The 18998-nt window shown below is 68.3% G+C and carries 15 protein-coding genes; 10 read left to right on the top strand and 5 right to left on the bottom strand.

What is annotated here, in order from left to right; genetic code table 11:
* Positions 1–640: 640 nt before the first annotated feature.
* Positions 641–1918: a glycerophosphodiester phosphodiesterase family protein gene (locus ACFOPI_RS12635; protein WP_382174329.1), complete on the top strand. Its 1278-nt coding sequence runs from the start codon at positions 641–643 to the stop codon at positions 1916–1918.
* Between the two features lie 120 nt (positions 1919–2038).
* The gene (locus tag ACFOPI_RS12630) at positions 2039–2632 is read left to right on the top strand and encodes an HD domain-containing protein (protein ID WP_382174327.1); all 594 of its coding nucleotides are present in this window, start codon (positions 2039–2041) and stop codon (positions 2630–2632) included.
* Between the two features lie 11 nt (positions 2633–2643).
* On the opposite strand, the gene ACFOPI_RS12625 is transcribed toward ACFOPI_RS12630, so the two are convergent.
* Together ACFOPI_RS12625 and ACFOPI_RS12620 are read right to left on the bottom strand one after the other, a co-directional pair.
* Complete coding sequence (locus tag ACFOPI_RS12625) at positions 2644–3708, bottom strand: calcium:proton antiporter (RefSeq protein WP_382174326.1); 1065 nt, start codon at positions 3706–3708, stop codon at positions 2644–2646.
* Positions 3709–3726: 18 nt separating this feature from the next.
* Complete coding sequence (locus ACFOPI_RS12620) at positions 3727–4980, bottom strand: D-amino acid dehydrogenase (protein WP_382174324.1); 1254 nt, start codon at positions 4978–4980, stop codon at positions 3727–3729.
* A gap of 210 nt (positions 4981–5190) precedes the next feature.
* On the opposite strand from ACFOPI_RS12620, the gene ACFOPI_RS12615 reads away from it, so the two are divergent.
* Positions 5191–6732, top strand: a complete 1542-nt coding sequence (locus ACFOPI_RS12615) for a sigma 54-interacting transcriptional regulator (RefSeq protein ID WP_382174322.1) — start codon at positions 5191–5193, stop codon at positions 6730–6732.
* A 66-nt stretch (positions 6733–6798) separates the two neighbouring features.
* Here ACFOPI_RS12615 and ACFOPI_RS12610 read toward each other — a convergent pair whose 3' ends face one another.
* Positions 6799–7695 (bottom strand): Tim44 domain-containing protein, encoded by an 897-nt coding sequence (locus ACFOPI_RS12610; RefSeq protein ID WP_382174320.1) that lies wholly within the window; start codon positions 7693–7695, stop codon positions 6799–6801.
* A gap of 213 nt (positions 7696–7908) precedes the next feature.
* Here ACFOPI_RS12610 and ACFOPI_RS12605 point away from each other — a divergent pair, with 213 nt between their 5' ends.
* Positions 7909–8325 carry a PRC-barrel domain-containing protein gene (locus ACFOPI_RS12605; RefSeq protein ID WP_382174319.1) on the top strand — a complete coding sequence of 139 codons (417 nt, stop codon included), beginning with the start codon at positions 7909–7911 and terminating at the stop codon, positions 8323–8325.
* 99 nt (positions 8326–8424) lie between these two features.
* Here ACFOPI_RS12605 and ACFOPI_RS12600 read toward each other — a convergent pair whose 3' ends face one another.
* Positions 8425–9252, bottom strand: a complete 828-nt coding sequence (locus ACFOPI_RS12600) for an alpha/beta fold hydrolase (protein WP_382174317.1) — start codon at positions 9250–9252, stop codon at positions 8425–8427.
* 180 nt (positions 9253–9432) lie between these two features.
* On the opposite strand from ACFOPI_RS12600, the gene ACFOPI_RS12595 reads away from it, so the two are divergent.
* Entirely contained in the window at positions 9433–11718 is a 2286-nt protein-coding gene (locus tag ACFOPI_RS12595; protein WP_449272023.1) for a catalase, read from the top strand.
* A complete protein-coding gene (locus ACFOPI_RS12590) occupies positions 11711–13042 on the top strand; it encodes a PQQ-dependent sugar dehydrogenase (RefSeq protein WP_382174315.1) in 1332 nt (443 codons plus the stop codon). The genes ACFOPI_RS12595 and ACFOPI_RS12590 overlap by 8 nt, the downstream gene beginning before the upstream one ends.
* Positions 13043–13053: 11 nt before the next feature.
* On the opposite strand, the gene ACFOPI_RS12585 is transcribed toward ACFOPI_RS12590, so the two are convergent.
* A complete protein-coding gene (locus tag ACFOPI_RS12585) occupies positions 13054–14409 on the bottom strand; it encodes an SLC13 family permease (protein ID WP_382174313.1) in 1356 nt (451 codons plus the stop codon).
* 210 nt (positions 14410–14619) lie between these two features.
* On the opposite strand from ACFOPI_RS12585, the gene ACFOPI_RS12580 reads away from it, so the two are divergent.
* Genes ACFOPI_RS12580 through ACFOPI_RS12565 form a run of 4 tightly spaced genes read left to right on the top strand, consistent with a single transcriptional unit; the run spans position 14620 to position 18996 of the window.
* Positions 14620–15288: a TetR/AcrR family transcriptional regulator gene (locus ACFOPI_RS12580; protein WP_382174311.1), complete on the top strand. Its 669-nt coding sequence runs from the start codon at positions 14620–14622 to the stop codon at positions 15286–15288.
* Positions 15285–16175 carry an SDR family oxidoreductase gene (locus tag ACFOPI_RS12575; RefSeq protein WP_382174309.1) on the top strand — a complete coding sequence of 297 codons (891 nt, stop codon included), beginning with the start codon at positions 15285–15287 and terminating at the stop codon, positions 16173–16175. The genes ACFOPI_RS12580 and ACFOPI_RS12575 overlap by 4 nt, the downstream gene beginning before the upstream one ends.
* A complete protein-coding gene (locus ACFOPI_RS12570; RefSeq protein ID WP_382174308.1) occupies positions 16172–17791 on the top strand; it encodes an acyl-CoA carboxylase subunit beta in 1620 nt (539 codons plus the stop codon). Before ACFOPI_RS12575 ends, ACFOPI_RS12570 begins: the two co-directional genes overlap by 4 nt.
* A 32-nt stretch (positions 17792–17823) precedes the next feature.
* Positions 17824–18996 (top strand): acyl-CoA dehydrogenase family protein, encoded by a 1173-nt coding sequence (locus tag ACFOPI_RS12565; protein ID WP_382174306.1) that lies wholly within the window; start codon positions 17824–17826, stop codon positions 18994–18996.
* Positions 18997–18998 lie beyond the last annotated feature (2 nt).

Here is an 18998-nt window from a genome sequence, read left to right as displayed (position 1 = left end):
TTTCATGCGACTTTGTTTGACAAACTTGATGGAGGGTGTTCGGCGCACTGCGGGTGCCAGTCCGGTCGGGGTGCTGGGTCCACACCAAGTTCAGTGGGACTGGGTGACGTTCAGAGGCGTCGTGCTCTCCCTCTGTCTTTTTTCCGGAGCCGTCACTGTTGTTGCAGCTGCACCAAAAGACGGCAGCCCACTGCAGACCACTGTCCGGACGGAGCGGTACCCCAGGCCACCCTATTCGGGCGCCACTTACTACATCTACGAGAGGGCTGGCGCCGCCATCTGCACCAAACTCGAGGTGTGCAACAAGTTTGGCGACTGCCATGCCAGCTATCACCAGGGCAGCTACAAGACTGCCGAGGACCAGAGGGGTGAGCCTTACGGCGCGTCGCCCGCAGCGCCTATTGCTGTTGCCAAGCTGAACAAGCACATTTGCCTGGTTCGCTACAGGCTCAACGGGGTTTGACTGCTTGATCTGGTGGAACGCGACCGCCGCTCCGTTTCTGGTTTGACAGGTCGTGGCCGAACCCCCCGGCGTCACACGCCCTTCACATCCCCTCCCGATGATCCGCCGGTCGGGCGCCTGTTGAAGGCGCACCGCTGCACCACCGATCATTCGTTCATCCCACCGGAGGGAATCCCCATGTCGTTCTTGCCCCGTCTCCTGGGTCTGGCCCTGCTCGGCCTGACCGCCTCGATGGCCTCGGCCCAGTCGCCTTCCGCTGCCCATCGCCACGCGTCCCATGGCAGCGCCGAGCGTCCTTCGCATGTGCAGCTGGGCCCGCGGCCTTTCTTCCTGGTCGACGACATGGCCGACGGCCCGCTCAAGCGCGATCTGCAGCGCTGCGCGAAACGCGGTGACTTCACGCCGCGCGACTTCTCCATCGGGCACCGCGGCGCCGCCATGCAATTTCCCGAGCACACGGTGGAGTCGTACACGGCGGCCGCGCGCATGGGCGCCGGCATCGTCGAATGCGATGTCACCTTCACCAAGGACAAGGAGCTCGTCTGCCGCCATGCGCAGAACGACCTGCATACGACGACCAACATCCTGGTCACGCCGCTGGCCGCCAAGTGCACGCAGCCTTTCGTGCCCGCCGTGCTCGACGCCGATGGCAAGGTGGTGACACCGGCCAAGGCCGAGTGCCGCACCAGCGACATCACGCTGGCCGAGTTCAAGACCCTGCGCGGCAAGATGGACGCCTTCAACCCGGCGGCGCGCACGCCCGAGCAGTACCTGGGCGGCACCGCCAACTGGCGCACCGACCTGTATTCGGGTCCCACCAGCGGCACGCTGATGACCCACGCCGAATCGATCGAGCTGTTCAAGAGGCTCGGCGTGAAGATGACCCCTGAGCTCAAGAGCCCGAGCGTGGCGATGCCGTTCGACGGTTTCACCCAGCAGGCCTACGCGCAGAAGATGATCGACGAGTACAAGGCCGCGAAGGTGCCGCCGCGCGACGTGTTCCCGCAGTCCTTCAACATTGACGACGTGCTGTACTGGGTGAACAACGAGGCCGCGTTCGGCAAGCAGGCCGTGTATCTGGACGATGCCAACGCGGTGGCCGATCTGCCCGACCTCAAGACGCTGGCGGGCTACAAGTCCCAGGGCATCCACTTCTGGGCGCCGCCCACGTTCGCGCTGCTGGCGGCGGACAACGGAAAGATCGTGCCCTCGCAGGCTGCGAAGGACGCCAAGGCCGCCGGCCTGGGCCTGATCACCTGGACGCTGGAGCGCTCGGGCATCCTGGCCGACGGCAACAACGGCTGGTACTACCAGACCTTCGACAGCGCGGTGAAGACCGAGGGCGACATGCTGCAGGCCCTGCATGTGCTGGCCAAGGACGTGGGCGTGGTCGGCGTGTTCTCCGACTGGCCTGCCACCACCACGTTCTATGCCAACTGCATGAACGTGCGCTGACCCTCGCAGCTGTCGGCCAGGCGACTGGCGTTCGGGAAACCGGCCTTGTGGGGGTGTGTGCTTTCAGGGACGATGCTCGGCAACGGGCCAGGACCCGGCTGCCCACCCCAGGAGACACCGATGAACGCCAGAGCCACCTTCAAGCGCATGGAAGAAAGCACCCGCGAAGACTGGGCCTGCATCCTTCCAGAGGCCATGGCGATGGCGAAGTCGCTGCCCGACCGTGTGCTCGACCACCTGAGGCTGCTGGACGGTGACCACGGCGGTTTTCCGGTCGACCGGCTGACGCACAGCCTGCAGACCGCCACGCTCGCGCTGCGGGACGGGCGCGACGAGGAGTACGTGGTGTGCGCCCTGCTGCATGACATCGGCGACACGCTGGGCTCGTTCAACCATCCGGACATCGCCGCCGCCATCCTCAAGCCCTTTGTGAGCGAAGAGAACCTGTGGATGGTGCAGCACCACGGCATCTTCCAGGGCTACAACTTCTTCCACCACATCGGCCTGGACCGGAACATGCGCGACATGTTCAGGGACCACCCGCACTACCAGCGTGCGGCCGAGTTTGTCGAGCGCTACGACAACCCGGCCTTCGACCCGGCCAACGAAACCCTGCCGCTGAGCCACTTCGAGCCGATGCTGCGGCGGTTGATGGCGGTGCCGAAGAATTCGGTCTACAAGGCGGCGCTGCCGGTGGAGAAGGCGGGCGCCTGAGCGGCGGCGCCTCAGGGCACGAAGGTCAGGAACAGGAAGGCTGCGAACACCACCAGGTGGATCGCGCCCTGCATCAGGTTGGTGCGTCCCGAGCCCAGGGTGATGGCGCCGACGATGAAGGTCAGCGCCAGCAAGGCCATGTCCTTGGTCGCCACGCCCAGGGTCAGGGGCAGCTCCAGCCAGACGGCCGCCATCACCACGACCGGAATGGTCAGGCCGATGGAGGCCAGCGCCGAACCGATGGCCAGGTTCATGCTGGTCTGCAGGCGGTCGGCGCGGGCGGCGCGGATAGCGGCCCAGGTCTCGGGCGCGAGCACGATGATGGCAATCAGCGTGCCGACGACGGCCGTCGGCGCGTGCCACTCCTTGACCAGGGTCTCCAGCGCCGGTGAGAGCAGCTTGGCCAGACCGACCACGCTGACCAGTGCCACCAGCAGCAGGGCGAAGCTGATCAGCGCCTCGCGCGTGCCGGGCGGCGGTGCATGCACCGACTCGTCTTCGGCGCCGACCGCGGGCAGGAAGTAGTCGCGGTGGCGCACGGTCTGGATGAAGACAAAGACCAGCCACAGCACCAGCGATCCGGCCGCCACGAACAGCAGCTGCGACGCGGTGTAGCTGCCGCCGGGGGCGCTGGTGGTCAGCGAGGGCAGCACCAGCACCAGGGTCGACATCACCACCAGCGCGGCCAGGCCCGAGCCCGTGCCCTCGATGCGGAACAGCTGTTCGCGGTGCCGCAGGCCGCCCAGCAGCAGGCAGATGCCGACCACGCCGTTGCAGATGATCATGACCGCCGAGTAGATGGTGTCGCGCGGTACGGTGGCCGCGTTGGCGCCGCCGGCCAGCATCATCGAGAGCACCAGGGCCACCTCGATCACGGTGACGGCCAGCGCCAGCACCAGGGTGCCGAAGGGTTCACCCACTTTGTGGGCGATCACCTCGGCATGGTGCACGGCGCTGATCACGGCCAGCACGAGCGCCGGGATGCAGGCCAGCAGCAGCACGTTGCCCACGGGCAGGGCGAGGCCGGCGCCCAGCACGGCGGCGGCCAACAGGGGGAAGAGCACAAATCGGTCCATCGACCGATTGTGCGGGGCTCAGCGGTAGCGCGCGACCGTCAGGCCTTCCATGCTGATCTCGGGCGTACGGCCGGCGATCAGGTCGGCCATCACGCGGCCGGTGCCGGTGGCCATGGTCCAGCCCAGCGTGCCGTGGCCGGTGGACAGCAGCAGGTTGTCGTACTGGCAGCCGCCGACGATGGGTGTGCCGTCAGGTGTCATCGGGCGCAGGCCGGTCCAGAACTCGGCCTTGGCCACGTCGCCGCCCTTGGGGAACAGGTCGGTGACAACGAACTCCAGCGTCTTGCGCCGGCTCTGATTGAGCTCCAGATCAAAGCCCGAGAGCTGGGCCGTGCCGCCGACCCGGATGCGGTCGCCCAGGCGCGTGACGGCGACCTTGTGGGTCTCGTCCATGATGGTCGACTCGGGCGCCTTGTGGGCGTTGGTGATGGGCACGGTGATCGAGAAGCCCTTGACCGGATAGACCGGGATGTCGATGCCCAGTGGCGCAAGCATCGCGGTGGAGTAGCTGCCCAGCGCGAGCACGTAGCGGTCGGCGGTCTTGAGGCCCTCGCTGGTGCGCACGCCGGTGATCTTGTTGCCGTTGCGTTCCAGTGCGTCGATGCTGACGCCGAAGCGGAATTTCACGCCCAGGGCCTTGGCCTTCTCGGCCAGCGCATTGGTGAACTTGAAGCAGTCACCCGTCTCGTCGCCGGGCAGGCGCAGCGCGCCGACAAACTTCTCCTGCACATCGGCCAGCGCGGGCTCGTACTTCAGATAGCCGGCGCGGTCGAGCACCTGGTATGGCACGCCGTATTCCTTGAGGATTTCGATGTCCTTGCCGGTGCCGTCGAGCTGCTTCTGGGTGCGGAACAGCTGCAGCGTGCCCTGCTCACGGTGGTCATATTCGATGCCGATGTCGGCGCGCAATTCCTTCAGGCAGTCGCGGCTGTACTCGGCCAGCCGCACCATCCGGCCCTTGTTGACCTGGTAGCGCGCCTCGGTGCAGTTGCGCAGCATGGACGCGCCCCAGCGCCACATGGCCGGGTCGAGCATGGGCTTGATGACCAGCGGGCTGTGGTGCATCAGCAGCCACTTGATGGCCTTGACGGGCACGCCCGGGCCGGCCCAGGGAGCGGAGTAGCCGGGCGAGACCTCGCCGGCGTTGGCGTAGCTGGTCTCCAGCGCCGGGCCGGGCTGGCGCTCGATCACCTCGACCTCGTGGCCGTCGCGCGCCAGGTAGTACGCGATGGTGGTGCCGATGACACCGCTGCCCAGAACCAATACCCGCATGTTGTTCTCCGACGTGGCCCGCCGCGCGATGGCGCTGCTGGTGGCCCGATGCGCTGTGTTTTGCAAGCACCGTGCCATCGGAAGGAAGATGCAAGTGCTTGATCTGCAAGGAGAACCAGACCGAGCCGGCGTCATGTGTATCGATTTCGGTACGATCTTGCGATGTGATCGGACTGAAATCAATACAATGGATCGAAAGCGATACACATCATGCGCATCGACGTCCACTTCACCGACCGTGTCGGCATCGCCCAGGAAATCCTCGCCGCGCTCGCCAGCCGCGCGCTCAACGTGTCGGCGGTCGAAGTCGAGCCGCCGCACATCTATATAGAAGCGCCCACGCTGGGTGCCGACGATCTGGCCGCGCTGCGCGAACCGCTGCTGCGGGTGGCGGGCGTGCTCTCGGTGGCGGAGCTGGAGATGCTGCCGGGCGCGCGCCGGCGCCTGTACCTGGACGCACTCATGACATCGCTCACCGACCCGGTGCTCGCGGTCGACGGGCGCGGCATCGTGGTGCTGGCGAACGCGGCCGCGGTGGCGGTCTGTGGCATGCCCGAGGCCGAGCTGGCAGGGCGTTCACTCCGGGAGCTGACCGGCGATGCCGCCCTCGTGGATGCCTTGGTGGCACAGGGCGCCCGGCTGCCGGTGAGCGAGGTGCAGGTGGGGGGGCAGCGCTTCCTGATGGAAACCGTGGCGCTGCACGACGCGGGCGGCAACGTGGCCGGCGCGGTGCTGACGCTGCACGCGCCGCAGCGCCTGGGCGAGCGCATCAGCGCGCTGCAGAACCACGGCGCCGGTGGCTTTGAGGCCATCCTGGGTCAGTCGCCCGCGATCCGTGCGCTCAAGCAGCGCGCCATGCGCATGGCGCAGGTGGACGCGCCGTTGCTGATCCGCGGCGAGACCGGCACCGGCAAGGAGCTGGTGGCACAGGCCTGCCATGCGGGCAGCCCGCGGCGCGACCAGCCCTTTTTCGCGCTCAACTGCGCGGCCCTGCCAGAGAGCCTGGCCGAGAGCGAGCTGTTCGGCTACGCCAGCGGCGCCTTCACCGGTGCGCTGCGCGGCGGGCGGCCGGGCCTCCTGGAGCTGACCGACGGTGGCACGCTGTTCCTCGACGAGGTGGGCGAGATGTCCCCCTACCTGCAGGCCAAGCTGCTGCGTTTCCTGAACGACGGAAGTTTCCGGCGCGTGGGCGGCGAGCGCGACCTCAGGGTCAATGTGCGCATCATCAGCGCCACACACCGCGCGCTGGAAGACATGGTCGCCAGCGGCGCGTTCCGCCAGGACCTGCTGTTCCGGCTGGACGTGTTGCAGCTGAACCTGCCGCCGCTGCGCGAGCGCACCGAGGACATCCTGCCGCTGGCGCAGGTCTTCCTCGAACGCGCCTGCGCGCAGATCGGCCGGCCCAAGGCGCGGCTCAGCCGCGCCGCCGGCGAGGCGCTGCTGGCCAACCCCTGGCATGGCAATGTGCGGCAGCTGCAGAACGTGGTGTTCCGCGCGGTCACGCTGAGCGACGCGGCGGTGATCGATGTGCCGGCGCTGGAGCTGGCCGGGGCCGATGTGAGTGCGGTGTCGACGGCCGCCGCGCAGGAGGAGGTGACGACGCTGGAAGAAGCGGTGGCCGGTTTCGAGCGCGAGCTGCTGCAGCGCCTGCTGCCCGACCACCCGAGCACGCGCAAGCTGGCCGAACGCCTGGGCACCTCGCACTCGGCCATCGCCGCCCGGCTGCGGCGTTATGGTCTCAAGGCCCCCTGATCAGGCGAAAAAAAGCCCCGGCGGTCAGCCGGGGCAAGCGAGGAGTTCTCGTGGAACAACAATCGGTCAGGCGCCTTGCTGGATGCCCGCGAGGATCCAGCCGCCGTTGCCCTGGCGCGGCTTGGTCAGGTGCCAGATCTCGTCGACCGGGCTGGTCACGCCGTCTTCGCGCAACTCGCCGGTGAAGCGCACGCTCACCACATACAGAGCGTCTTCTTCGGCCACTTCCAGCACCTGGGCATTGAGGCTCAGCACATCGGTGTGCTGGGTGGCGCCGTTGCGGTCGCGAATGTCCATCTGCAGCTCGGCGAACATTTCCGGCGAGGTGAACTGGCGGATGTCGTCCAGGTTGCCGGTGTCGTTGGCCGCCTGCAGGCGGATGTAGTTGACCTTGGCGTTGCGCTCGAAGGCTGCAACGTCGAAGTCGGCAGGGATGCGCGGCTGCGCGCCTTGCAGGTTGGCGCCGATCATCGAGCCACCGGCCGCTGCGCCACCGGTCTGCACCGGGCTGGCGGGCATGCGGAAGGCGTTGTTCGCGCCACCGGCGCCTGCGCCGGCACCGGCGTAGGCCAGGCCGCTGGAGCCACCTTGTGCCGCAGCGCGCTTGCGCATGATGAAGCCGATCACGGCCAGCGCCACCATCACCAGCAAAGCGATCATGAGCATGTTGGCGAACTCTTCACCGAAGCCCAGGTGCGAGGCCAGCGCGGCCAGACCCAGACCCGCGGCCAGACCCGCGACCGGGCCCATCCAGCTGCGCTTGGGGGCGGCAGCGGCGCCAGCAGCGGCACCGGCTGCAGGTGCGGCGTTCGGCGTGGCATCGGGCGCCTTGGCGGGCGGCGTGGCCTGGCGCTGCATGCCCAGCGACTTGCCGCCGCCGATGCGCTTGGCTTCGGCGTCCATCGCCACCGTGGTGAGGCCGAGCGTCAGCACGACGGCCAGCAGGGAAAGTAGATTTTTCATGGAGGTCTCCTGAAAGGAATGAAAGCCTCGCGAGCATAGGCCTGTCTTCATTCAAATAAAAGTAGATATTATGTGACTGATCTTCCTGTTTTAATGAAGTGTGCGCTGCTGCACAGACCGGGGGTGAGGCGCTGCCTAAGCTGGATGCCCAGCAGCAGGCGGGTGCATCCCGCGCCCGCCGATGGCCTTGCTGGCGACACCAAAGGCACCTCCATGAACTACCAAGAGCAAGACACCTACGGCATGTACAAACACCGCACCGACAGTGGCCCGGGCCCCGGTCTGATGGGAGCGAACACCCTCGATGGCAACGACGTCTTCAACCTTCACGACGAAGACCTGGGCGACATCAAGGAAATCATGCTTGACATGAGCAACGGCCGCGTGGCGTACGCCGTGCTGTCGCACGGCGGCTTCCTCGGCATGGGCGACAAGCTGTTCGCCGTGCCCTGGAGCGCGCTGAAGCTGGACACTGTCAACAAACGCTTTGTGCTGGACGTTGACAAGGACCGGCTTGAAAGCGCACCCGGCTTCGACAAGGACCAGTGGCCCGACATGGCCGATGCGGCCTGGAGCAAGGAAATCCACGACTACTACGGCGTGACGCCGTATTCGGACGGCCGCCTCTGAAGCCGTCCTGCCCCTGAGAAGAAGGGCTGCATCCCGAGGGAGCAGCCCTTTTGCCTGCCCGCCCGGCGCGGTGCCGCAACCATGCCGGTCCGTCGCAGCTCAGGCGGCGCGGGCCAGGAACGCGAGCAGGTCGCCGGTGAGGCGGTTCTTGTCGGTCGCAAACAGGCCGTGAGGGGCGCCGCCGTATTCGATGACGGTGCTCTGTGAAATGCCCTGTGCGGCAACCCGGCTGGAGGCCGCGATCGGCACGGTCTGGTCCTCGGTGCCGTGAATGAGCAGGGTGGGCACGGTGAAGGCCGCAAGGTCGTCCCGGAAGTCGGTGGACGAGAACGAGCGCATGCACTCGATGGTGGCCTTCAGGCTGGCCTGCAGGGCGATGCCGCGCGCCCACTCCAGCAGTTCGGCGCTGACCGGCCGTTCTGCCGAGGCGTCGCCAAAGAAGGTCTTGAAGAAACCGGTGAAGAACTGCGCACGGTCGGTGTGCAGGGCCAGGGCGGTCTTGTCGAACGCGGCCTGTTCGGTGCCGGCCGGGTTGTCCGCGGTTTTCAGGCGGAAGGGCAGGATGGACGAGATCAGCACGCACCGGGCCACCGATTGGCCGCCATGGCGCGCCATGTAGCGCGCCACCTCGCCGCCGCCCATCGAGAAGCCGACCAGGGTCGCGTCCTGGGCATCGGTCTGCTGGATCACGGCGGCCAGATCGTCGGCCAGGGCGTCGTAGCCGTAGCCGTTCCAGGGCTGGGAGGAGCGGCCAAAGCCGCGCCGGTCGTAGGCGATCACGCGGTGTCCCGTGCTGGCAAGCGCCATGGCCTGATCGTCCCAGCTGTCGGCCGACAAGGGCCAGCCGTGGATCAGGATCACCGGTGGGCCCTCGCCCCAGTCCTTGACGTAGAGACGGGTCTTGTCGTCGGTCGTGACAGTGTTCATGGCGTGGCCTTTCAGGGGCGGTCAAAGCGGCAGTGTGGCCAGGCGCGCTGCGCTCTGTCTGTCTGGTGGCGAACGGTCCTGGCGGGTGTGGGCTGCCGCACCGACTCACCGGCCCCCTGGGTGGGAGATTGCGACACCGAAGGCGCCATCCCGCTGCCTGCCCACACCGAGGACATCGCCATGACCAAGCCACTTTCCCGCGCGCCGTTGCCTGCGCCCCCCGCCAAGACGCTGGCCGCCGCCCAGACCGACTTCACCGCCGAAGGCTCGCCACCGCCGGGCAAGGTGGCGACCGAGCGGCCGGCCTCCAACGGGGGGCCTGTCGAGGCGGTGGATGCACCGCGCCAGGGCGTGAAGCAGCAGGCCATGGCGCAGGCACTGGCGCCGCCGCTGGACCGCCTCACCACCAACCAGGGGCTCTTGCTGAGCGACAACCACAACTCGCTCAAGGCCGGCGCGCGCGGTCCCACGCTGCTGGAAGACTTCATCCTGCGCGAGAAGATCACCCACTTCGACCACGAGCGCATCCCCGAGCGCGCGGTGCACGCGCACGGTGCGGGCGCCCACGGCTTCTTTCAGGTGTACGAGAGCGAAGCCGCAATCACCCGGGCCGGCTTCCTGTGCGACCCGTCGGTGCAGACGCCCGTGTTCGTGCGCTTCTCCACCGTGGCCGGCTCGCGCGGCTCGGCCGACACGGTGCGCGACGCGCGCGGCTTCGCGGTGAAGTTCTACACGCCCGAAGGCAACTTCGACCTGGTGGGCAACAACATCCCGGTGTTCTTCATCCAGGACGCGATCAAGTTCCCCGACCTGGTCCACGCCGTCAAGCCCGAGCCCGACAGCGAAATGCCGCAGGCGGCCAGCGCGCACGACACCTTCTGGGACTTCGTCACGCTCATGCCCGAGACCACGCACATGCTGATGTGGGTGATGTCGGACCGCGGCATTCCGCGCAGCCTGCGCATGATGGAAGGCTTCGGCGTGCACACCTTCCGCTTCGTGAACGCGCACGGCGAATCCAGCTTCGTCAAGTTCCACTGGAAACCCAGGCTCGGCGTGCATGCGCTGACCTGGGACGAGGCGCAGACGCTGGCCGGGCAGGACGCCGACTTCCACCGCCGCGACCTCTGGGAAGCCATCGCCAGCGGCCAGTTCCCCGAGTGGGAACTGGGCGTGCAGGTGGTGCCCGAGGCCGATGAACACCGCTTCGCTTTCGACCTGCTTGACCCCACCAAGCTGATCCCCGAAGAGCTGGTGCCGGTGCGCCGCATCGGCCGCCTGGTGCTCAACCGCAACCCGGACAACTTCTTTGCCGAGACCGAGCAGGTGGCCTTTCACCCGGGCCACCTGGTGCCGGGCATCGACTTCTCCAACGACCCGCTGCTGCAGGGCCGGCTGTTCTCATACACCGACACCCAGCTCTCGCGCTTGGGCGGTGCCAACTTCCACGAGCTGCCGATCAACAAGGGCGTGTGCCCGATGCACAACTTCCAGCGCGACGGCATGCACCGCCAGTCCATCGCCAGCGGGCGCGTGGCCTACGAGCCCAACACGCTCGCCAACGGCGAGGAATTCCGTGTCGATGGCCGCAGCTTCGACCCGGTGGGGCCGTCCGGCTTCACCAGCCTTCCCGAAGCGCTGGAGCCACCCAAGGTGAGGGCGCGCAGTGCCTCGTTTGACGAGCACTATGCGCAGGCCCGGCTGTTCTGGATCAGCCAGTCGGCCCCCGAGAAAGACCATCTGGTCGCAGCGTTCCAGTTCGAGCTCTCCAAGCTGCAGACCCCCGCGATCCGCCAGCGCATGGTGGACACGCTGGCGCATGTGGATGCGGACCTGGCGCAACGCGTCGCCGCCCCGCTGGGCACGAAGCCGCCCGACAAGGCCGCGGCCACCGCCTGGCCGGGCTTCCGCGAAGGACCAGTGATCGCCGGGCTCGCGCCGTCACCGTCGCTCAGCATGGCCGTGGGCAAGAGCGCCGGCATCGCCACACGCAAGGTCGCGATCCTGGTGGCCGACGGCGTGAACAGCGCCGCGGTGCGGGCCGTGCAGCAGGCGCTGGCGGCGGAGGGCGCAATGTCCAAACTGGTCGGACCGACGTTGTGCCCCGTGCGCTGCGCTGGCGGCGAGCCCCTGGCCGTGGACGCCACGCTGGACAACGCGCCCTCGGTGCTGTTCGATGCGCTCTACCTGGCGCCCACGGAGGCGGGGGCCGAGGGCCTGGCCGGCGACGCGCGGGCGCTGCGTGCGGTGGAGCAGGCCTGCCGCCACGGCAAGACCGTGGCCGCGTCGGGATCGGGCGCGCTGCTGATCGCCGCGGTCGGCGTGGACCCGAAGCGGCCGGGCGTGCTGGTGAACCCCTCGGACGACGCCCCGGCCGCCTTCACGGCAGCCATGGTCACGGCCATGAGTCAACACCGCCACTGGGGCCTCGAGGCGCCCACGAGCCGTGCGAAGCGCCATGAATGACACGATCGCCACCCGATCCGCGCTGACCGTTGCGTGTGCCTCCGCGCTGCTGTTGCTGGGCGCCTGCGTCGAGCCGGCGCGCTTCAGCGTGGCCGAAGGCTCGGGCAACAACCCGGCGCTGCCCGCGCCCAGCCGCGCGCTGATCCCGACCGTGAACATTGCGCCGGCGCGGGGTTGGTCCGATGGCGCCATGCCCACCCCGGCGCCGGGCCTGCGGGTGCAGGCCTTTGCCCGCGACCTGGACCATCCGCGCTGGCTGCTGGTGCTGCCCAATGGCGATGTGCTGGTGGCTGAAAGCAACGCGCCACCCAAGGCGGACCCGCCCACGGGCATCAAGGCGTGGGTGATGGGGCTGCTGATGAAGCGCGCGGGCGCGGCCGTGCCCAGCGCCAACCGCATCACCCTGTTGCGCGACACCGATGCCGACGGCGTGGCCGATGTGCGTTCGATGTTGCTCAGTGGTTTGAACTCGCCCTTCGGCATGGGGCTGGTGGGAGAGCGCCTGTTCGTGGCCAACGCCGACGCGGTGCTGGTCTTTCCCTACCGCCAGGGCGACACCACCCTCGGCGCCGCCGGCACCAAGCTGCTGGACCTGCCCGGCGGGCCGATCAACCACCACTGGACCAAGAGCCTGCTCGCCAGTCCGGACGGCCAGCGGCTCTACGTGGGCGTCGGTTCCAACAGCAACATCGGCGAAAACGGCATGGCGGCCGAGGAGGGCCGCGCCGCGGTCTGGGAGGTGGACATCCGCACCGGCGCGCACCGCGTCTTTGCCTCGGGCCTGCGCAACCCGGTCGGCCTGGCCTGGGACGCCAGCGGCCGCACGCTGTGGGCGGTGGTGAACGAGCGGGACGAGCTCGGCAGCGACCTTGTGCCCGATTACCTCACTTCGGTGCGCGACGGCGCCTTCTATGGCTGGCCCTACAGCTACTACGGCCAGCGGGTGGACACCCGCGTCAAACCGCCCGCGCCGGAGCTGGTGGCCAAAGCGGTTGTTCCCGACTTTGCGCTTGGCGCCCACGTCGCGCCCCTGGGTCTGGCGTCCGCCGTGGGCAGCCGCCTGCCCGTGCCGTTCACCAACGGTATGTTCATCGGCCAGCACGGCTCGTGGAACCGCCGCCCGCACAGTGGCTACAAGGTGGTCTTCGTGCCCTTCAGCGGCGGCCAGCCCTCGGGTCCAGCGCGCGACGTGCTGGGCGGCTTTCTCAGCGCCAATGGCGAGGCCTTTGGCCGGCCGGTGGGCGTGGCGCTGGACAAGCAGGGCGCGCTGCTGGTGGCCGATGATGTGGGCAACGTGGTCTGGCGGGTGAGCGCCCTGCCTTGACGCCAAGGTGCTTACAAATACACCACCGATGCCACGACCACGATCACGGCGATGCAGACCAGGTTGAGCACCATGCCGCAGCGCATCATCGTGGCCTGTGGAATTTGGCCGGTTGCGTAGACGATGGCATTGGGTGGCGTGGCCACCGGCAGCATGAAGGCGCATGAGGCCGACACCGCGATGGCCGCGGCGAGCAGCGGCGCCGGCAGGCCCAGTGCCTGCGCCACACCCAGGAAGATCGGCACCATCAGCGCGGCGCTGGCAGTGTTGCTGACCAGCTCGGTGAGAAAGACCACGAAGCTCACCACCCCGAGCAGCAGCCACAGGGCAGAGGCGCCGTGCATGGCCACCACCAGTCCGTCGGCCAGGTAGCGGCTGGCGCCGCTGGCCTGCATGACCTGGCTGAGCGCCAGGCCACCCCCGAACAGAAGCAGCACGCCCCAGTGCGTCTGGTGCTCGATCGCCTCCCAATCCATCACCCGCGTGGCCACCAGTGCCACCAGGGCGGCCATGGCGATCCAGCTGTCCATGTCGGATCCGATGCCCAGCGCACGGCCCAGCGGCTCGGCGGCCATCCAGCCGGCGGCGGTCAGCGCGAATATGACGAGCGTCGCCCGCCGCCCCGGGGTCCATTCGAAGGGCGCGCGGGCGAGGTCCAGCCGGCCGTGCAGGCGCGGGCGCAGCATCAGGTACAGCACACCGGCCATCAGCGGCAGCAACAGCAGGACCAGGGGCACGCCGAAGCGCATCCACTCGATAAAGCCGATGCCCGCCTGCGCGGCGGCGATGGCGTTGGGCGGGCTGCCCACCAGGGTGCCGATGCCACCGATGCTCGCGCTGTAGGCCACGCCCAGCAGCACGAACGCGCGCTCGCGTGGGCCCGCTTCGTCCGTGCCGTCCTGCGTGTGCAGCAGGCCCAGCGCCATCGGCAGCACCATGGCCGCGGTGGCGGTGTTGCTGATCCACATGGACAGCAGGGCGGTCAGGCCGAACAGCAGGGCCACCGCCCGCGCCCGGCGCCCGCCGGCCAGGCGCAGCACGGCGAGCGCGAGCGCGTGGTCCAGCCCCTGTCTCTGCAGCGCTGCGGCCAGCGCAAAGCCACCCAGGAACAGGAAGATGATCGGGTGGGCAAACGATGCCAGGGCCTCCCGCAGGCTCATCAGGCCCGCTGCCGTTGCCAGCACTGGCACCAGCAGCGCGGTCACGCTCAGGTGCAGCGCCTGCGTCATCCACAGCCCGCCGATCAGGGTGAACAGGGCCAACCCCGCGCGCAGGGTATCCGGCGCCTCGACCGCCTGGTGAACCACTGCGGCCAGCGCCCCGCAGGCCAGCACACGCAGCAGGGTGCCGGCTGCGCTCAGGCCCATGGCATCTCCTGCACGGCCACGGCGCGTGACGGGCGGCGCGCCTGCCCGGTGGTGGCAAAGGGGAGGGTGTTCATGGGGGCTCCTTGCAGTGGACCGCGCGGGGCGGGTGGCCGACGCGACCGGTCGAGGATAACGAACAGCGTGCGCGGCTGATATTTATGCAAAGCATTTGCTTGCTAAAAATATGAAGCGCTGATAAGGTCGTCGCCCATGAGCGATGCCCTGCCTCCCATCCCGCCAGCCGACGAGCCGCGACGCGCCCGCGGCCGCCCCCGCAAGACCGCCGACGAACGCGACGACGGCAACCGCCGCCAGGACCTGCTGCGCGCCGCCGCCCGCCTGTTCCGGCAGCAGGGGTTTGCCGCCACCAGCACGCGCGACATCGCCACCGCCGCCGGCATGCGTTCGGGCTCGCCCTTCTACCACTTCGAGAACAAGGAAGCGCTGCTCGCGGCCGTGATGCTTGAAGGCATGCAGCGCGCCAGCAGCCAGCAGGCCGATGCGATGCAGGCCGCGGCCCGCCACGGCCAGGCCTTGAGTGCGCGCGACTGCCTGCGGGTGCTGGTGCGCAACCACCTGGAGGTGCTGCTGGGCGCGGAAAGCGACTTCATTCCCGTGATGCTGTACGAATGGCGCTCGCTGTCAGAGCCGCAGCGCCAGGCGGTCAACGAGCTGCGGCGGGAGTACGAAGCCGTCTGGGTGCCGGTGCTGCAGGCGCTGCACGACCGCGGCGAACTCAGCGGTGACACCAGCCTGGCGCGCCTGATGCTCTTCGGCGCGCTGAACTGGGCCGTGCAGTGGTTCGAGCCGGGGCGCCGGTCTTCGCTCGACGACCTGACCGAAGCCGCGCTGCAACTCTTTCTGAAGGAGGCCGTATGAGTTCAGGCTACCGGTCGGTGTTTCGAGACGGCCTGTTCGCCGGTCGCGTGGTGATGGTGACCGGCGGCGGATCGGGCATCGGTCGCTGCACCGCGCACGAGCTGGCGCGTCTGGGAGCCATGGTGGTGCTGGTGGGGCGCAACCCCGAGAAGCTGCAGGCCACGGCCATCGAGATCGCTGAAGACGGCGGGCGCGCCAGCTTCCACGTCTGCGACATCCGCAACGAAGACGGCGTCAAGGCCATGGTGGCGGACGCGGTGCAGGCCCACGGCCGCATCGACGGCCTGGTCAACAACGCGGGCGGCCAGTACATCACGCCGCTGGAGAAGATCAGCGCCAAGGGCTGGCAGGCGGTGATCGACACCAACCTCACTGGCGGTTTTCTGGTCGCGCGCGAGTGCTATGTGCAGAGCATGGCGGCGCACGGCGGGGCCATCGTCAACATCGTGGCCGACATGTGGGGCTCCATGCCCGGCATGGGCCACAGCGGCGCGGCGCGCATGGGCATGGTCAGCTTCACCGAAACCGCCGCGATGGAGTGGGCGAAAAGCGGGGTGCGCGTGAACGCGGTCGCGCCGGGCTACATCGCCTCCAGCGGCATGGACCACTACCCGCCCGAGGCCGGGCCCATGCTGCGCGAGATGCGCCAGACCGTGCCGCTGGGCCGCTTCGGTAACGAGGCCGAGACCTCGGCCGCCATCGTCTTCCTACTCTCGCCCGCCGCCAGCTTCATCAGCGGCACGGTGCTGCGGGTGGACGGCGCGCGGCCGCAGGTGCGCATGGGCTGGGGCCAGGTGGCTGCGCCCGACGACGTGCAGCAACGCGACGCGCTGAAACCCTTCGACGGTTTCCACCGCGCGGTCGTGCCCAAGGTGTTCCAGTCATGAGCTTTGAAACCCTGTTCAACCCGCACAGCGGGCAGGCCGCACAGCGACGAGACGCCATGCTGGCGCGCATCGCCCAGCTGCGCGCGCTGGAGGACCGCGCCGCGCAAGCCTCGGCGAAATCGGCGCCGGTGTTCCACAAGCGCGGCCAGCTGCTGCCGCGCGAGCGCGTGGGCCTGCTGCTGGACGCGGGCGCACCTTTCCTGCCGCTGTGTTCGCTGGCCGGTTTTCTGCAGGACACGAAGGACCCGGACAAGTCCGTGCCCGGCGGCGGCATGCTGGCCGGCATCGGCTTCATAGGGGGTGTGCGCTGCATGGTGGTGGCCAGCGATTCGGGCATCGAAGCCGGCGCCATCCAGCCGCGCGGGCTGGAGAAGATCCTGCGCGTGCAGGAGATCGCGCTGGAGAACAAGCTGCCCTTCGTGCACCTGGTCGAGAGCGCGGGCGCCAACCTGATGAAGTACCAGGTCGAAGGCTTCGTGCTCGGCGGTGGTCTGTTCCGCAACCTCGCTCGCCTCTCGGCTGCGGGCCTGCCGGTCATCACCGTGCAGCACGGCTCGGGCACGGCGGGTGGTGCCTACATGCCCGGTCTGTCGGACGTGGTGATCATGGTGCGGGGCCGTTCGCGCGCCTTTCTCGCAGGGCCGCCGCTGCTCAGGGCCGCGACCGGCGAGATCGCCACCGAAGAGGAACTGGGTGGCGCCGAGATGCACACCGGCATCTCGGGCCTGGGCGAACACCTGGCCGAAGACGACCGCGAGGCCCTGGGCCTGGCGCGCGACATCGTGGCGCGCACCGGCTGGCAGGCGCCTCAGCGACCAGCCGCACCCGCGCCGCGTTTTGACGCCGACGAGTTACTCGCCCTCATGCCCGCGCACCACCGGGAGCCCGTGGACATGCGCGAAGTGATGCTGCGCATCACCGATGCCTCCGACATCCTCGAATTCAAGTCGCTCTACGGCGCTGCCACGGTCTGCGCGCAGGCGCACATCGGCGGCCACGCGGTCGGCCTCATCAGCAACAACGGCCCCATCGACGTGGCCGGCGCCAACAAGGCCACGCACTTCATCCAGTGGATGTGCCAGCTCGGCCACCCCATCGTCTACCTGCAGAACACCACCGGCTACATGGTGGGCAAGGACAGCGAGCAGGCCGGGATGATCAAGCACGGCAGCAAGATGATCCAGGCCGTGACCAATGCCACCGTGCCGCAGATCACCATCCAGTGCGGCGCCAGCTTCGGCGCTGGCAACTACGGCATGTGCGGCCGCGGCTACGCGCCGCGGTTCCTGTTCAGCTGGCCCAACGCGCGCACGGCGGTCATGGGCGGCGAGCAGGCCGCCAAGACCATGCAGATCGTGGCCGAGGCCGGCCTGGCACGCAAAGGCATCGCCACCGACACGCCCGAGGTGCAGGCGCAGATGCAGGCGCAGACCGACGCCATCGTGCAGAAGTTCGAGTCGCAGGCCGACGCGTTCTACACGAGCGGTCTGGTGCTGGACGACGGCGTGATCGATCCGCGCGACACCCGCGCCGTGCTGAGCTTCTGCCTGGACACCGTGGCCGAGGCGGCGCAGCGCCAGCCTCGCCCCATGCAGTTCGGCGTCGCGCGCATGTGACCCACACCAGACCACAAGACAGGAGACACCCCATGCAGTTCACCCACGAACACCGTGAAATCCAGAAGACCCTCAAGCGCTTCATCGACGAGCAGATCAACCCGCACGTGGACGAGTGGGAGGCGGCCGAGATCTTCCCCGCGCACGAGGTCTTCAAGCAGATGGGACAGCTGGGCCTGCTGGGCCTGACCAAGCCCGAGGCCTACGGCGGCATGGGGCTGGACTATTCGTACAGCGTGGCCATGGCCGAGGCGCTGGGCCACATCCACTGCGGCGGTGTGCCCATGGCGATCGGTGTGCAGACCGACATGTGCACGCCCGCGCTGGCGCGTTTCGGTAGCGACGAACTGCGTGCGCAGTTCCTGGCGCCCGCCATCGCGGGCGACGCGGTGGGCTGCATCGGCGTGAGCGAGCCCGGCGCGGGCAGCGACGTCTCGGCCATCAAGACCGTGGCGCGCAAGGACGGCGACGACTACGTCATCAGCGGCCAGAAGATGTGGATCACCAACAGCCTGCAGGCCGACTGGATGTGCATGCTGGTCAACACCAGCGACGGCCCGGCGCACAAGAACAAGAGCCTGGTGATGGTGCCGCTGCGCGAGAACGGCAAAACCATCAAGGGCTTCGAGGTCGGCCAGAAGATTAAGAAGATCGGCATGAACAGCAGCGACACCGGCCTGCTGTTCTTCGACGAGGTGCGCGTGCCGCAGCGCTACCGCATCGGCGCCGAAGGTTCAGGCTTCATCTACCAGATGCAGCAGTTCCAGGAAGAGCGCCTGTGGGCAGCGGCCAGCTGTCTGCAGAGCCTGACCAACTGCATCCAGTGGACGGTGGACTACGCGCAGGAGCGCAAGCTGTTCGGCAGCACGCTCGCGGACCAGCAGTGGGTGCAGTTCAAGCTGGCTGAACTCAAGACGGAGGTCGAGAGCCTGCGTGCGCTGACCTACCAGGCCTGCGAGCACTATGTGGCGGGCGAAGACGTGACCGAGTGGGCGACCATGGCCAAGCTCAAGGCCGGTCGCCTGAACCGTCTGGTGCCCGACACCTGCCTGCAGTTCTGGGGTGGCATGGGCTTCACCTGGGACAACAAGGTCTCGCGCATGTACCGCGACGGCCGGCTGGCGTCGATCGGCGGCGGGGCCGACGAGGTGATGCTTGGCATCCTGACCAAGATGATGGGCATCGCCAAGCGCCCGGCGCACTGAGG

The sequence above is a fragment of the Hydrogenophaga luteola genome, assembly GCF_042648585.1.
Lineage (GTDB): Bacteria > Pseudomonadota > Gammaproteobacteria > Burkholderiales > Burkholderiaceae_C > Hydrogenophaga > Hydrogenophaga luteola.
This window is presented reverse-complemented; position numbering and strand designations above follow the sequence as displayed.

Coding starts and splice junctions, on each gene's coding strand:
- ACFOPI_RS12635 (WP_382174329.1), top strand. CDS start 641: ATGTCGTTCTTGCCCCGTCTCCTGGGTCTGGCCCTGCTCGGCCTGACC.
- ACFOPI_RS12630 (WP_382174327.1), top strand. CDS start 2,039: ATGAACGCCAGAGCCACCTTCAAGCGCATGGAAGAAAGCACCCGCGAA.
- ACFOPI_RS12625 (WP_382174326.1), bottom strand. CDS start 3,708: ATGGACCGATTTGTGCTCTTCCCCCTGTTGGCCGCCGCCGTGCTGGGC.
- ACFOPI_RS12620 (WP_382174324.1), bottom strand. CDS start 4,980: ATGCGGGTATTGGTTCTGGGCAGCGGTGTCATCGGCACCACCATCGCG.
- ACFOPI_RS12615 (WP_382174322.1), top strand. CDS start 5,191: ATGCGCATCGACGTCCACTTCACCGACCGTGTCGGCATCGCCCAGGAA.
- ACFOPI_RS12610 (WP_382174320.1), bottom strand. CDS start 7,695: ATGAAAAATCTACTTTCCCTGCTGGCCGTCGTGCTGACGCTCGGCCTC.
- ACFOPI_RS12605 (WP_382174319.1), top strand. CDS start 7,909: ATGAACTACCAAGAGCAAGACACCTACGGCATGTACAAACACCGCACC.
- ACFOPI_RS12600 (WP_382174317.1), bottom strand. CDS start 9,252: ATGAACACTGTCACGACCGACGACAAGACCCGTCTCTACGTCAAGGAC.
- ACFOPI_RS12595 (WP_449272023.1), top strand. CDS start 9,433: ATGACCAAGCCACTTTCCCGCGCGCCGTTGCCTGCGCCCCCCGCCAAG.
- ACFOPI_RS12590 (WP_382174315.1), top strand. CDS start 11,711: ATGAATGACACGATCGCCACCCGATCCGCGCTGACCGTTGCGTGTGCC.
- ACFOPI_RS12585 (WP_382174313.1), bottom strand. CDS start 14,409: ATGGGCCTGAGCGCAGCCGGCACCCTGCTGCGTGTGCTGGCCTGCGGG.
- ACFOPI_RS12580 (WP_382174311.1), top strand. CDS start 14,620: ATGAGCGATGCCCTGCCTCCCATCCCGCCAGCCGACGAGCCGCGACGC.
- ACFOPI_RS12575 (WP_382174309.1), top strand. CDS start 15,285: ATGAGTTCAGGCTACCGGTCGGTGTTTCGAGACGGCCTGTTCGCCGGT.
- ACFOPI_RS12570 (WP_382174308.1), top strand. CDS start 16,172: ATGAGCTTTGAAACCCTGTTCAACCCGCACAGCGGGCAGGCCGCACAG.
- ACFOPI_RS12565 (WP_382174306.1), top strand. CDS start 17,824: ATGCAGTTCACCCACGAACACCGTGAAATCCAGAAGACCCTCAAGCGC.